This window comes from Nocardia brasiliensis ATCC 700358 (assembly GCF_000250675.2).
GTDB lineage: Bacteria > Actinomycetota > Actinomycetes > Mycobacteriales > Mycobacteriaceae > Nocardia > Nocardia brasiliensis_B.
Window position 1 is genome coordinate 942,760 of record NC_018681.1, and the last position, 12,700, is coordinate 955,459.

Sequence of the window (12,700 nt, forward strand, 5' to 3'; positions counted from 1 at the left end):
ACATTTCGAGACGAAGCGAAGGTGCGAAATTGATACGTCGACAGACTCGGCGCGGCGGCCTACGTGCCGCGGCGGCGATCGCCGCAACGGCGGTCCTTGCGGGCGTGATGACCGGTCTGGGCGTGACCACCGCGTCGGCTGCTGACCCGATCATCGACGGGAAGAGTCTGCTGGCCAACCCGACCGCCCCCGACGGTTCGAAGATCACCAAGGCCGAGTACAAGGACGACCGGAACATCCGGCTGTACGTGTACTCCGCGGCGATGGACCAGAAGGTCATCATCGACGTGCAGCGTCCGGCCGACGCCTCGGTGCCGCGCCCGACGCTGTACCTGCTCAACGGCGCGGGCGGTGGCCAGGACGACGCCTCCTGGCAGGCGAAGACCGACGCGCTGAAGTTCTTGTCGGACAAGAACGTCAACGTCATCCAGCCGATCGGTGGCAAGTGGAGCTACTACACCGACTGGATCAAGGACGACCCGACGCTCGGCCGCAACAAGTGGAAGACCTTCTTCACCGAGGAGCTGCCGCCGCTGGTCGACGGCGCCCTCGGCACCAACGGCGTGAACGCGATCGCGGGTCTGTCCACCTCGGGCACCACCGTGCTCTCGCTGCCCATCGCCAAGCCCGGCCTGTACAAGGCGGCCGCGGCGTACAGCGGTTGCGCGCAGACCAGTGACCCGGTCGGCTCGGAGTTCGTGAAGCTCACGGTCGAGACCTGGGGCGGTGGCGACACCGAGAACATGTGGGGCCCACAGGGTTCGGCCGAATGGGTGGCCAACGATCCCTACGTGCACGCCGAGGGCCTGCGCGGGCTGGACCTCTACATCTCGACCGGCAACGGCCTGCCCGGCCAGTACGACACGCTGGACGGCAAGTACGCGCTTCCCGGCGCCTACGGTCTGGCCAACCAGATCATCATCGGCGGCGTGATCGAGGCGGGCACCAACTTCTGCACCAACAACCTCAAGAACAAGCTGGAGTCGCTGGGCATCCCGGCGACCTACAACTTCCGCAACAGCGGCACCCACTCGTGGGGCTACTGGCGCGACGAGTTCCAGCTGTCCTGGCCCGTCCTCGCCCGGGGCCTCGGCATCTGAGGTAGCACCGAATACCGACCGGCCGCCCGGTTACGCCTCTCGGCGTAACCGGGCGGTTGGCTTTTACGGGTACCACTAACGGAAAAGTTCGGGAACCCGTAAAATTCTGTTCTGTGAGTACAACCTTGGCTGAGTCCGCTAAATCCGCCACCCAGCGCGCCCGGGCGGCCAGTCTGCTGCTGGGCCCGGCGTTCGTGGCCGCGATCGCCTACGTCGACCCCGGCAATGTCGCGTCGAACATCAGCGCGGGCGCGCAGTTCGGGTATCTGCTCGTGTGGGTCATCGTGATGGCCAACGTGATGGCGGGCCTGGTCCAATTCCTCTCGGCCAAGCTGGGTTTGGTGACCGGACTGTCGCTGCCGGAAGCGGTGCGCGACCGGTCGAGCAAATGGACCCGCCTGGCCTACTGGGGGCAGGCCGAGACCGTCGCGATGGCGACCGACCTGGCCGAGGTGGTCGGCGGCGCGATCGCGCTGAACCTGCTGTTCGATCTGCCGCTGCTGGTCGGCGGCGTGATCACCGGCGTGGTCTCGATGGGTCTGCTGCTCGTGCAGGACAAGCGCGGCCAGCGGCCGTTCGAGCGGGTGATCACCGGGTTGCTCGCCATCATCGCGATCGGCTTCCTGGCCAGCGTGTTCATCTCACCGCCTTCGGCCGGCGGCACCATCGGCGGACTGGTGCCCCGATTCCAGGGCACCGAGAGCGTGCTGCTCGCGGCGGCGATGATCGGCGCGACGGTCATGCCGCACGCGGTGTACCTGCACTCCGGCCTGGCCCGAGATCGGCACGGGCACCCGGAGCCGGGACCGATGCGGGCCAGGCTGCTGCGCGTCACCAAGGTCGACGTGCTGCTGGCCATGCTGCTCGCGGGCACGGTGAACCTGGCGATGCTGCTGATGGCCGCGAACACGCTGCGTGGTCGCGAGGTCGAGACCCTGCAGGACGCGCACACCGCGGTCGGCGATGTGCTCGGCCCGGTCGCCGCTCTGCTCCTCGCCATCGGCCTGCTCGCCTCCGGGCTGGCCTCCACGTCGGTGGGCGCCTACGCGGGCGCGATGATCATGCAGGGCCTGCTGCGCAGGCATATCCCGCTGATGATGCGGCGGCTGGTCACACTGGTCCCGGCACTGGTCATTCTGGCCATCGGCATCGATCCCACACGCGCGCTGATCATTTCGCAGGTGGTGCTCTCGTTCGGCATCCCGTTCGCGCTGATCCCGCTGGTGCGTCTGACCAGCGATCGCACCCTGATGGGCGCGGACACCAACCACCGCGTCACCACCGCGCTGGCCTGGCTGATCGCCGGGATCATCTCCGCGCTCAACGTGGCGCTGATCTACCTGACCATCACCGGCGCGTGAAAGCCGTTCAGACCACCCAGTTCTCGATCCAGTACCGCCAGATGAGCGGGGCGTAGCCGGCCAGCGGCGGGACCTTGATATCGGTGCCCGCCAAGGCCGCGGTGGTGTTGCGGCAATCGAACCAGCAGCTGAACTCGCTGTGCTCCAACACCTCTCGGGGCACCCCGACGCGGGGGAGCAGCCAGCTCGCGCCGGGTACCTGTAAGGCCATGTCCAGTGCCCGTTTCGGCATCACCTCGACCAGGTGCGGCGCACCCGCTTCGTCGGCGAACAGGTTGAGCGCCTCGGCCACGCCCTGCCTGCGGGGGTCGATCAGGTGATAGGTCTGCTCGTTCGGGCCCGCCCGGTGCGCGAGGTGATCCAGCGCGCGGGCCACGAAATCGACCGGGACCATGTTGGTTTCGCCGAGTTTGGGCACCAGCACCGGCAGGATGCGCGGCAGCTGCGCGCCCATCCGGAGCAGCCGGAAGAAGTAGTACGGGCCGTCGATCCGATCGATCTCGCCGGTGCGGGAGTGGCCGATGACGATCGATGGACGATAGATCCGCCAGGGCAGTGCCGACGTGCGCACGATCCGCTCGGCTTCGAATTTGGCGCGCTGGGCCGGCGTGGTGAGCTGCTGGCCTTCGTCGAACATGTCCTCGGTGAACCGGCCGGTCGCGGTACCGGCGATATCCACCGTCGAGACGTGATGCAGCAGACCGGCTTTCAAGCTTTCCGCGACGTCGACCAGATGCTTTGTGCCGTCGCCGCGCTCGGCCGTGTCGTAACTGGACGCCAGATGGAAGACATGATCGATCGTGCCGCGGTGGGCGGCCAGCCAGGCCGGGTCGATGCCCAGCCCCGGGGCGCCGAGGTCGCCGCGCACCGCCTGCACCCGATCGCCGCCGTCCCATTCCCGGGCGCAGCAGCTGAACCGGTCGGCGGACTCGACGCCCGGCCGCACCAGCACATGGATGTCGCCCTCGTGTTTCAGCAGCTCGGGGATGAGAAAACGACCGATGAACCCAGTTGCCCCGGTAACCAGGTAGCCCATAGCCGATCAACATAGCTCATCGGCCGCGTCGCGTCTGCAGCCCAGACCCGGTGCGCCGACGGCGATGCGCGCCCGATCAGTCCGCGAAGACGGCCTTGCGCTTGGTCAGCATGGCGGTGGCGCCCTCGGCGAAGTCCGGGGATGTCAAAAGTTCGCTCTGCCCGGACTTTTCGGCGGCCAAGGCGGCGTCGAGGGAAGTAAGCGTCGCCTGGTTCAACGCCTGCTTGGTGAGCTCGAGGGCGCGGCGTGGGCCCGCGGCGAGCTTGGCGACCGCGGCCTCCACCTTCGCGTCGAGTTCGGCCTCGGGGACCACCGCGGTGAACAGCCCCGCCGCTTTGGCCGCGGGCGCGGGCAGCCGCTCGCCGAGCAGTGCCATCTCCGCGGCCAGGGTGCGGCCCGCGGCGGCCGCGATCATCGCGGCCGCGCCGCCGTCGGGCATCAGCCCGATGTTGATGAACGCCAGCAGGAGGTAGGCCTCCTCGCTGGCGTAGATCAGATCAGCGGCCAGCGCGATGCCGACGCCGACCCCCGCGGCCGCGCCCTTCACCCGGACCACCACCGGAATCGGCGCGTCGACGATCGACTTCACCAGCCGGTTGGCCGCGTCCATCGTCATCTCGGGGGTGATGCCGCGCTGCGCCTCGGCTACCGAGGTGGACAGGTCGGCGCCGGTGCAGAAATCGCTGCCCTCGCCGGTCAGCACGATCACCCGCACGGAGCGGTCGGTGGCCGCGGCGGCGATGGTGTCGCCGAGCGCGACCATGGTGTCGTAATCCACCGCGTTCTTGCGCTTCGGCTTGGTGAGGGTCACCCGGAGGACCTTGCCGTCCCGCACCGCCGAGAAACCCGCGGCAGGCCCGGAAGATGCGGTCACATCCGCGGAATCTGTATTGCTCATGTTCGCTCCTACGCTGCAACTCTGCGGCTATCGTGCCATGAATACTGGTTAACTTTGCGAATTGTGGTTAACTTAGGTTCCATCGTCGGGCGCTGTCAACCAGCGCCGCCGAGCAGAACGGAGAGGTGCATGGTCGCGGAACGTAGCGAGGTCGGCCTCGCTTCCGCGCGCCCTGATGCCGGACCCGTGCGCCGCAGGCCCAAGGATCGCAAGGTACAGATCATCCGGGCCGCCGCGCGCGCGTTCAGCGACCGCGGGTACTACCCGGTCGGCGTGGACGAGATCGCCGCCGAGGTCGGCATCTCCGGTCCCGCGCTGTATCGGCACTTCACGAACAAATACGCGCTGCTCGTCGCGGCCGCGGAAGAAGGCGCGCGGCACCTGCTCACCGTCGCCCGGGCCGCCGACGATCCGCAACTCGAACCCGCCGCCCGGCTGGACGCGCTGATCAGGGCGATCAGCGAGCACACCATCGAGATCCGCCGCGAGGCCGGGCTGTACCGCTGGGAGCGGCGCTACCTGGAACGCGAGGACCGGATCCGGATCCGCGAGATCTACGACGACCTGAACGCCACCCTCGCCGCACCTATCGAGCAACTGCGTCCGGAAAGTCCGCCCGCCGACGTCGCGATGCTGGCCGCCGCGGTGCTCAGCGCGATCGCCAGTATTTCCGCGCATCGCAGCGCGCTGTCCGGCGCCAGGCTGCTGCCGCTGCTGCGCGATATGGCGTGGGCGATCCTGCGCGCCGACCTGCCGCCCGCGCCGCCGGAGCCGGAGCCGGGCCCGGTCACCCGTGGCCTGCCGGTCTCGTCGAAACGCGAACAGCTGCTCACCGAGGCGATTCGGATCTTCGGTCGCCAGGGCTACCACGAGGCGAGCATCGAGGAGATCGGCGCGGCCGTCGGCATCAACGCGTCGAGCGTGTACCGCTACTTCGCCAGCAAGTCCGACTTGCTTGCCGCCGCCTTCTATCGGACCGGCGACCGAGTGGCACTCGCGATCACCGAGGCGCTCGCCGAGGCGACCAGCCGGGCCGACGCCGTCCGCCGGATCGCCGAACGGCAGGCCAAGCTCACGTTCCAGATGCCGGAGATCATGCCGGTCTACTACGCCGAGTTCAGCAACCTGCCCCCGGCCGAACAGCACAAACTCCGGGCCATCCAACGCCAGAACGTGCTGGAGTGGGCCAATCTGCTCGACGGTGACCCGACCGAGGCGCGGTTCCGGGTGCACGCCGCGATCGGCCAGGTGATCGATGTCGGCCGGTTGATCCGATTCGATTCGCGCCCAACGCAGCTCGCCCGCGTCACCGCGCTCATGGAAGCGGTGCTGCTAGGGCCTGCGGCCTAGCTGCGTCTGCCGTGCCGCAGCCGGAAGATGGCTCTGGCCAACCGCAGATGGCGCGGATGACGGTCGAAGGTGGACAGGTCGACCGGCGCCTTGTAGCGCTTGCGGGCGATGGCCAGGGTGTGGCTGAACTCGCGGAGGCCCTGATCGCCGTGGCTGTGGCCCTGCCCGTATTCGCCGACGCCGCCGAACGGGAGCGCGGGAATGCCGGCGTAGGCCGACGAGGAATTGATGGTGACCACGCCCACCCGGAGCTGTTCGGCGAATTGCTCGATCTCGTGCACGTCCCTGGTGAACACCGAGACCGCGACATCGGTGCCGACCGCGTTGATGCGCTGGGCGGCGTCGTCCATGCTGGTCACCTTGTTCACGATCAGCACGGGGCCGATGCCCTCACCGGTGATCGCCGTGCTGTCCTCCGGGACCTCGGCGAGTACCACCGGCTCGATGTAGGGCTCGCGAATCGAATCGAGGCCGCCGACCACGGCGCGGCCGCCGCGGGCGAGCGCGTCGCGAATCTGCTTGCGCACCACCTCGACCTGTGACTCCAGGATCATCGGGCCGTAGGACGCACGCTTGTCCGCCCCGGGGCGGAGCTTGCGCGCCTGGGCGGCAACGAGTTCCAGGAACGGTTCGTACACCGACTCGGCCACGTAGGCGCGCTGGATGCCGGTGGCGTTCTGTCCCGCGTTGGCCATCGCGCCGAAAACCGCTGCCTCCGCGGCATCGTCGAGCTTCGCGTCGACGTGCACGACCATGCTGCCCTTGCCGCTGCGCTCGACCACCACCGGTGTCATCGTCTGGGTGCACAGCGCGATCACCTCGCGCGCGCCGGATTCCGAACCGGCATAGGCGATCTTGTCCACCTTGGCCCGGCACAGCGCGTTACCGGTCCCGGTTTCGCCGGTAACCACTTGCAGCACCGGCTGATTCGGCGCCAGCCTGGACCAGCTGTCGGCCAGCCAGACGCCGACCCCGGTGGTCAGCTCATGCGGCTTGAACACCACCGTATTGCCCGCGGCCATCGCGTAGGCGATCGAACCCATGGGTGTGAACACCGGGTTGTGCCAGGGTCCGAGCACGCCGATCACGCCGAGCGGCAGATAGCCCACCGAGGCGCGCTGGTTGCGGCTCAGCCAGCTGGACCCGAGCTTGTGCCTGCCGAGCGCGCGGCCGGCGTTGCGCGCCGCCCAGTCCAGGTTCTCGACCGCCAGCATCACCTCGATCGCCGCGTCCGCCTCCGGTTTTCCGGTTTCCTCGGACAGGATCTCGACCAATTCGCCTGCGCGGCGCGCGATATCGTGTTTCCAATCCAGCAGCCAGCGCTTGCGTCCGCTGAATCCCAGTTCGGCCCACCATTTTTCGGCCGAGCGCGCGCCTCGTACCGTTCGGTTGATTTCACCCGCGCCCATGATGGCGTAGTTCCCGACGATTTCGCCGGTGCGCGGGTCGTAGGACGTCAGCACGTTCGGTCGGCCCGATCCTCCCGGCTGCGCTGCCACCCGGGGCTGCGCGGACTCGGCCATGATCACCTCTCGCAGTATCGAAATCGGCGAACGGACCGGTTACCGGCGGCCGCCGCGGACGAGTGAGTGTTCCCCCGAATAGCAGACTATGGTCGCCGCGACGGACCGTAAAGGCTCCTCCGTCGCCACCGCGCTGCCCTTGACCACGTCCACCAGCGCCGATTCGCCCGATGCCGGATCGAGATCGGTAAATGTGAGTAAGGACACAATTAGCTCGGGGTCCAGTTGGGTACTGCGCGGGTGGCCCGGCCGGAACCCCACAGACCGGTAACATCACGCCCAGCGCTACGGATCACCATTCGGGACGTATACGCGCGCGCTCCGGCGACCGAGAATCGCCGCAATTGCCGATAGTGGAGAGTTGATGCCGAGCTTGAACCAAGCAGATCTGCGTGCGAATGAGCCAGCGGTCCGTGTGGCGGATGTCCGGAAGTCGTTCGGCGACGTGCATGCACTGCAGGGCGTCAGCTTCGTCGCCGAGCGGGCCTCGGTGCTCGGCATCCTCGGCCCGAACGGTGCGGGCAAGACGACGATGGTGAAGATCCTGTCCACCCTGCTGCGCCCGGACTCCGGCACCGCGGTGGTCGCCGGGCACGACGTGCTGAAGGACCCGGCCGGGGTGCGGCGCTCGATCATGATGACCGGCCAGTACGCCGCCCTCGACGAGAACCTGTCCGGCCGGGAGAACCTGGAACTGTTCGGCAGGCTGATGGGACTGAGCAAGTCCGTCGCGCGCAAGCGGGCGGACACCTTGCTCGAGGAATTCGATCTGGTCGGCGCGGGTCGGCGGGCGGTGCGCCACTACTCCGGCGGTATGCGCCGCCGGGTGGATATCGCCTGCGGTCTGGTGGTGCGACCCGAGGTGGTGTTCCTCGACGAGCCGACCACCGGTCTCGATCCGCGCAGCCGCCAAGGCGTGTGGGATCTGGTCAACGCGCTCAAGGCCCAGGGCATCACGGTGTTGCTCACCACGCAGTACCTCGAGGAAGCGGATGTGCTCAGCGACAACATCATCGTCATCGACAAGGGCACGGTGATCGCCGAGGGCACCGCCGACGAGCTCAAGGAGAAGACCGGCGGCAGCTACTGCGAGGTGGTTCCGCTGGATCCGACCAAACTGCAACTGACCGCGGACGCGCTCGGCGATCTGGTGCCCGCCGCGGTGCTCGCCGACCTCAACGGCAGCGATCGGCTCTCCATCCCGGCGCGCGACGGCGCGGCCACCCTCACCGAGGCGCTGCGCCGGCTGGACAGCGCGGGCATCCCGCTGGCCGATATCGCGCTGCGCCGGCCCTCGCTCGACGATGTCTTCCTGTCCATCACCGGGCACACGGGCGGCAAGTCGTGAGCACTGCCACCGCTACGGCGCCCGGCGCCGACGCGGCCATGCTGTTCGCGGACCTACCCGAGGCCAAGCTGTCCTCGTTCGCCCAATGGCGCGCGCTGACCGGCCGCATCGTCCGGACCATGGCCACCAAAGGCGAACTGATCGTCGCGGTGGTGACGCCGCTGGTATTCACCCTCGGCTTCTATCTGCCGCTGCGCTTCGTGATGAAGTTCCACGGCATCGACTACGCGCAGTACGTCATGCCGATCATCGTGTTGCAGACGATGGCGTTCACCATGATGTCGAACGCCCAGCTGTCCGCCTTCGAGGCGCTCACCGGCTTGAGCACCCGGATGCAGACCATGCCGATCGGCATGCTGGTCCCGCTGTCCGCGCGGATCGCGGCCGGGCTGGTGCGCTCGGTCACCTCGCTCGCGGCGGCAATCCTGTTCGGCTACCTGATCGGTTTCCGGTTCGTCGCGGGCTTCGGCCAGGCCGTGTTGTTCTGTGCGTTCTCGCTGGCGGTCGGTACCACGCTGGCGCTCGGCGCGGACGCGCTCGGCAGTCTGACCAAGAGCCCGGAATCGCTGAGCCAGGCCTTGACCCTGCCCACGTTGATCTTCGGCATGCTGTCCTGCGGGTTCGTCCCGGAAGGGCAGTTCCCCGAATGGATTCGCGGGTTCGTGCGTAATCAGCCGGTCTCCCAGTTCTCCTTCGCCCTGCGCGACATGGCGGCCGACGGGGTGACCTGGCAGGTGTTGTGGGTGCCGTTGGTGTGGGTGAGCGGGCTCGCGCTGGTGTTCACCCCCTTGGCGATCTGGGCGAGTGTGAGGCGATCATGACCAGTTCAGCGGAGGCGACCATGGCGCCGGCCGACACCGAGCATCTCGCGTGGAACACGCCGTTGCCCGAGGTGACGGCGAAACCCGAGAGTGCGCTGGCCAATTGGGCCACGCACAGCCTGATCCAGTGCAAACGTCTGCTGCTGGTGTGGGCGCGCGACCCCGCGACCACGATCCAGACCCTGGTGTATCCGGCGCTGACGCTGTGGATGTTCCAGATCGTGCTCGGCCGCTCGATCACCGGCTACACCGGTCAGCCGAGCATCTACGCCCAGGTGTCGTTGCTGACGCTGGTCGCCGCCATGTCCGGCGCGGTCGTGAGTGCGCTGGGTTTCAAGAGCGAGAAGATGACCGGCCTGCTGGGCCGGTTCTGGACCATGCCGATCCACCGGGCCGCCGGGCTGACCGGGCGACTGCTGGCCGAAGCGGTGCGCGTGCTCGTCACCACGTTGTTCGTGATCGTGGTCGGCCTGCTGCTCGGGTTCCGCTTCCTCAACGGGCCGCTCGCGGGTCTCGCGCTGATCGGCATTCCGGTGCTGTTCGGCGTCGCGTTCGCGGTGCTCGTCACCGCGTTGGCGACCATCACCGAGGGGGTGATGCTGGTGAACGTCATCGGCATCATCAACACCCTGCTGATGTTCTTCAACACCGGTTTCGCGCCGGCCTTCGCCTATCCGAAGTGGTTGCAGGCCACGGTGCAGAACCAGCCGATGAGCTGTGCGATCGACGCGATGCGCGGGCTGTCCTATGGCGGACCGGTCGCCGAGCCGCTGCTGAAGACGCTGCTGTGGACCCTGGGCGTGATCGTGGTGTTCACCTACCCCGCGATCCGCGGCTACCGCCGGGCCGCCGAGACCGGCGCCTGATCGAAGTCGTAGCCGAGCCAGCGGTTGCGGTGGGTCCAGCCCACCAGGTCGTAACGCCAGCGGAACGGCCAGGTGTGCGCGACGGTGTTGAACAGCACCGCGCCGAGCGCGGTGTAGTCGTCGTGCGCGGACAGCAGCGCGCGCTGTCCGCGCGGGGAGGCGCTGAAGAACGCGTCGAACATCGCGATGGACTGTTCGGTGGTCAACCGGCCCAGGCCGTACAGGCCGCGCATCCGCATCCAGTACACCAATCGCGCTCGGCGCGGCCACAATTCGGCCACCGGGTCACGTCCGGCCTGCACGGCGGCGACCGCGGTGTCGACCAGGGCCAGCGAGTCGGCGACGCTGTAGCCGGTGCACGGGTGCATCATGCCGCCGCGCGAGCCGAACGGCACCGCCACGGCCGTGCCCCGCTTCGGCGGCGGCTGATCGAGCGGATAGTGCGCGGCCTCGTGCGGCTCGTCGCCGGTGAGCCGGATGCCGTGCGCGGCAAGGCGATTGAGCGTGCGCCTGCGTAGTTCGTGCTGCGGCATGCCGCCGCGCAGGCCCAGGCTGGTCTCCTCGAAGATCACCGTGCCGTCGCCGAGCGGCACCGCGTAGAGGAACGACGGCGGCTCGTCGGGTCCCGCGCCGTTCTCCGGCCGCCAGTCCAGCAGGAGTCCCTCCTGGTCGGCGACCATCGGCGCGGCCGTTTCCGCGGCGACGAAGATGCCGTGGGCGCTGGCAGCCCGGCGTTGCCCGAGCGTGGGCAGGCCGCGGGTGTCGAAAACCGTTGCGGCGGTGATCGTCGTGCCCCCGGCCAGCTCGACGCGGTGGGCGTCGACGCTGGTGGCGCGGTCCGCGAGCACGGTGGCGTCGTCGAGGGGGAGCGCGTCGCGCAATCCGGTCTTGGACAGCACGCAGTAGGGGCGGTCGATCCGGAGTTCGGTCGTCGTCCAGACGGTCGGCGTGGGAATCCGGCTGGCGACGGCGCTCGCCGGCAGCCACTGCGGTAGTTCGTCGACCCAGCAGGAAAAGGTGGGCGGCCAGAGCCGATCCGGGCGCGGATCCACGGCGGTCACGCGCAGCCCGGCGCGCATCGCCCGGTGCGCCAGTGCCCGGCCGGTCGGGCCGAGCCCGACCACGCAAACGTCGACATCTCCGACCGCGCTGACACCCATACAGGCATTCAATCCGTTGCGGCCACACCGACGCAACTGCCCCCGCCCGGCGGGGCCCCGGAATTCGGGTCTCGCGGTAAGTCGCCGACGTGAAATAAAGCGGTTCGAAATTGCATTCCGGACCTGCCCCCAGAATTGGTGTCCCAGCAACTCGAGGCGTGAAAGTGGTTGTGCCGCAAGCTAGCCTGACTCGGGAGCACGGGCGGTGTCGTGCTCTGGAGAAGGGGAATCATGAGAGGCAGCTACGTCCGCTGGCTTGGTGTGCTCGCGGTCACGGTCGGAGCGGTCGCCACAGCGGTAATTCCGGGCCGGGCACAGGCCGAGCCCACGGAATCCTCGATTGTCGCGGTGCAGCAGCACGATGCGCGCAAGGCAACTTTGACAATTCATTCCGCGGCAATGGATCGCGATATCCAGGTCGATATGCAGCGCGCGTTCGACACCAGCGTGCCGCGTCCCGTTCTCTATCTGCTGCAGGGTGCAGGCGGCGGTGACGACGGCGTCACCTGGGCGACGGAAACCGATGTGATGGAGTTCCTTTCGCCCAAGAACGTCAACGTGGTCTCGCCGATCGGCGGACAGTTCAGCTACTACGCGGACTGGGTGACCGACGACAAGCGGCTCGGCAAACAGAAGTGGAAGACGTTCCTGACCCGGGAACTTCCGCTGATCGCGGACCGGTACTTCGCGAGCAGTGGCCGCAACGCGCTGGCCGGATTCTCCATGGCGGGCACCACCACGCTCGCGCTCGCCGCGACCACCGGGGACCTGTACGCCAGTGTCGCCGCCTACAGCGGTTGCGCGCAGATCAGCGATCCGGTCGGTCAGCAGTTCGTCCATCTCACGGTCGAGACGTGGGGGTGGGCGACCATGGCGAATATGTATGGGCCGCCCGGAGATCCGCGGTGGGCGGCGAATGATCCGTACGTCCAGGCCGAAGGGTTGCGCGGGAAATCCATCTACATTTCCAGCGGCGGCGGCATTCCCGGCAAATACGACGAGCTGAACGGCAAGTATTCGTTGCCCGGTGTCGACGGTTTCGCGGCGCAACTCATCAAGGGCGGCGCCATCGAGGCGGCGACCAACTATTGCTCGCGCAATATGCAGACCCGCCTGAATTCCTTGGGCATTCCGGCGACCTATGACATCCACCCGGACGGCACCCATTCCTGGGGCTATTGGGAAGAAGCGTTCAAGAACTCCTGGCCGACTCTGGCCGCTCCGTTGGGAATTTGAC

11 protein-coding genes are annotated in these 12,700 nt (G+C 67.9%); 7 read left to right on the forward strand and 4 right to left on the reverse strand.

The genetic code is table 11. The features are described from left to right. Positions 1-107 precede the first annotated feature (107 nt). Complete coding sequence (locus O3I_RS04155; protein ID WP_014981641.1) at positions 108-1,100, forward strand: alpha/beta hydrolase; 993 nt, start codon at positions 108-110, stop codon at positions 1,098-1,100. A gap of 125 nt (positions 1,101-1,225) precedes the next feature. Further along, positions 1,226-2,461: an Nramp family divalent metal transporter gene (locus tag O3I_RS04160; RefSeq protein WP_014981642.1), complete on the forward strand. Its 1,236-nt coding sequence runs from the start codon at positions 1,226-1,228 to the stop codon at positions 2,459-2,461. A gap of 7 nt (positions 2,462-2,468) precedes the next feature. On the opposite strand, the gene O3I_RS04165 is transcribed toward O3I_RS04160, so the two are convergent. Together O3I_RS04165 and O3I_RS04170 are read right to left on the reverse strand one after the other, a co-directional pair. Beyond that, the gene (locus tag O3I_RS04165) at positions 2,469-3,497 is read right to left on the reverse strand and encodes an SDR family oxidoreductase (protein WP_014981643.1); all 1,029 of its coding nucleotides are present in this window, start codon (positions 3,495-3,497) and stop codon (positions 2,469-2,471) included. 76 nt (positions 3,498-3,573) lie between these two features. Next, the gene (locus tag O3I_RS04170; RefSeq protein ID WP_014981644.1) at positions 3,574-4,395 is read right to left on the reverse strand and encodes an enoyl-CoA hydratase; all 822 of its coding nucleotides are present in this window, start codon (positions 4,393-4,395) and stop codon (positions 3,574-3,576) included. 129 nt (positions 4,396-4,524) lie between these two features. On the opposite strand from O3I_RS04170, the gene O3I_RS04175 reads away from it, so the two are divergent. Continuing rightward, positions 4,525-5,745, forward strand: coding sequence for a TetR/AcrR family transcriptional regulator (locus tag O3I_RS04175; RefSeq protein WP_014981645.1), 1,221 nt, complete (start codon positions 4,525-4,527; stop codon positions 5,743-5,745). Here O3I_RS04175 and O3I_RS04180 read toward each other — a convergent pair. Continuing rightward, a complete protein-coding gene (locus O3I_RS04180) occupies positions 5,742-7,268 on the reverse strand; it encodes an aldehyde dehydrogenase family protein (RefSeq protein ID WP_014981646.1) in 1,527 nt (508 codons plus the stop codon). The two genes, O3I_RS04175 and O3I_RS04180, sit on opposite strands and share 4 nt — an antisense overlap. Positions 7,269-7,632: 364 nt before the next feature. On the opposite strand from O3I_RS04180, the gene O3I_RS04190 reads away from it, so the two are divergent. Genes O3I_RS04190 through O3I_RS04200 form a run of 3 tightly spaced genes read left to right on the forward strand, consistent with a single transcriptional unit; the run spans position 7,633 to position 10,303 of the window. Beyond that, a complete protein-coding gene (locus O3I_RS04190) occupies positions 7,633-8,616 on the forward strand; it encodes a daunorubicin/doxorubicin resistance ABC transporter ATP-binding protein DrrA (protein WP_051066479.1) in 984 nt (327 codons plus the stop codon). 38 nt (positions 8,617-8,654) lie between these two features. Then, positions 8,655-9,437 carry an ABC transporter permease gene (locus O3I_RS04195; RefSeq protein WP_086006261.1) on the forward strand — a complete coding sequence of 261 codons (783 nt, stop codon included), beginning with the start codon at positions 8,655-8,657 and terminating at the stop codon, positions 9,435-9,437. Beyond that, positions 9,434-10,303 carry an ABC transporter permease gene (locus tag O3I_RS04200; RefSeq protein ID WP_041562411.1) on the forward strand — a complete coding sequence of 290 codons (870 nt, stop codon included), beginning with the start codon at positions 9,434-9,436 and terminating at the stop codon, positions 10,301-10,303. Before O3I_RS04195 ends, O3I_RS04200 begins: the two co-directional genes overlap by 4 nt. On the opposite strand, the gene O3I_RS04205 is transcribed toward O3I_RS04200, so the two are convergent. Continuing rightward, a complete protein-coding gene (locus O3I_RS04205) occupies positions 10,273-11,463 on the reverse strand; it encodes a lycopene cyclase family protein (RefSeq protein WP_014981650.1) in 1,191 nt (396 codons plus the stop codon). The two genes, O3I_RS04200 and O3I_RS04205, sit on opposite strands and share 31 nt — an antisense overlap. A 231-nt stretch (positions 11,464-11,694) precedes the next feature. On the opposite strand from O3I_RS04205, the gene O3I_RS04210 reads away from it, so the two are divergent. Continuing rightward, on the forward strand, positions 11,695-12,699 hold the full coding sequence (locus tag O3I_RS04210) for an alpha/beta hydrolase (protein ID WP_014981651.1): 1,005 nt from the start codon (positions 11,695-11,697) through the stop codon (positions 12,697-12,699). Position 12,700 lies beyond the last annotated feature (1 nt).

Bases quoted from the DNA above. Each gene is read 5' to 3' on its own strand.
- O3I_RS04155 (WP_014981641.1), top strand. From the start codon at position 108: ATGACCGGTCTGGGCGTGACCACCGCGTCGGCTGCTGACCCGATCATC.
- O3I_RS04165 (WP_014981643.1), bottom strand. From the start codon at position 3,497: ATGGGCTACCTGGTTACCGGGGCAACTGGGTTCATCGGTCGTTTTCTC.
- O3I_RS04170 (WP_014981644.1), bottom strand. From the start codon at position 4,395: ATGAGCAATACAGATTCCGCGGATGTGACCGCATCTTCCGGGCCTGCC.
- O3I_RS04175 (WP_014981645.1), top strand. From the start codon at position 4,525: ATGGTCGCGGAACGTAGCGAGGTCGGCCTCGCTTCCGCGCGCCCTGAT.
- O3I_RS04180 (WP_014981646.1), bottom strand. From the start codon at position 7,268: ATGGCCGAGTCCGCGCAGCCCCGGGTGGCAGCGCAGCCGGGAGGATCG.
- O3I_RS04190 (WP_051066479.1), top strand. From the start codon at position 7,633: ATGCCGAGCTTGAACCAAGCAGATCTGCGTGCGAATGAGCCAGCGGTC.
- O3I_RS04195 (WP_086006261.1), top strand. From the start codon at position 8,655: ATGCTGTTCGCGGACCTACCCGAGGCCAAGCTGTCCTCGTTCGCCCAA.
- O3I_RS04200 (WP_041562411.1), top strand. From the start codon at position 9,434: ATGACCAGTTCAGCGGAGGCGACCATGGCGCCGGCCGACACCGAGCAT.
- O3I_RS04205 (WP_014981650.1), bottom strand. From the start codon at position 11,463: ATGGGTGTCAGCGCGGTCGGAGATGTCGACGTTTGCGTGGTCGGGCTC.
- O3I_RS04210 (WP_014981651.1), top strand. From the start codon at position 11,695: ATGAGAGGCAGCTACGTCCGCTGGCTTGGTGTGCTCGCGGTCACGGTC.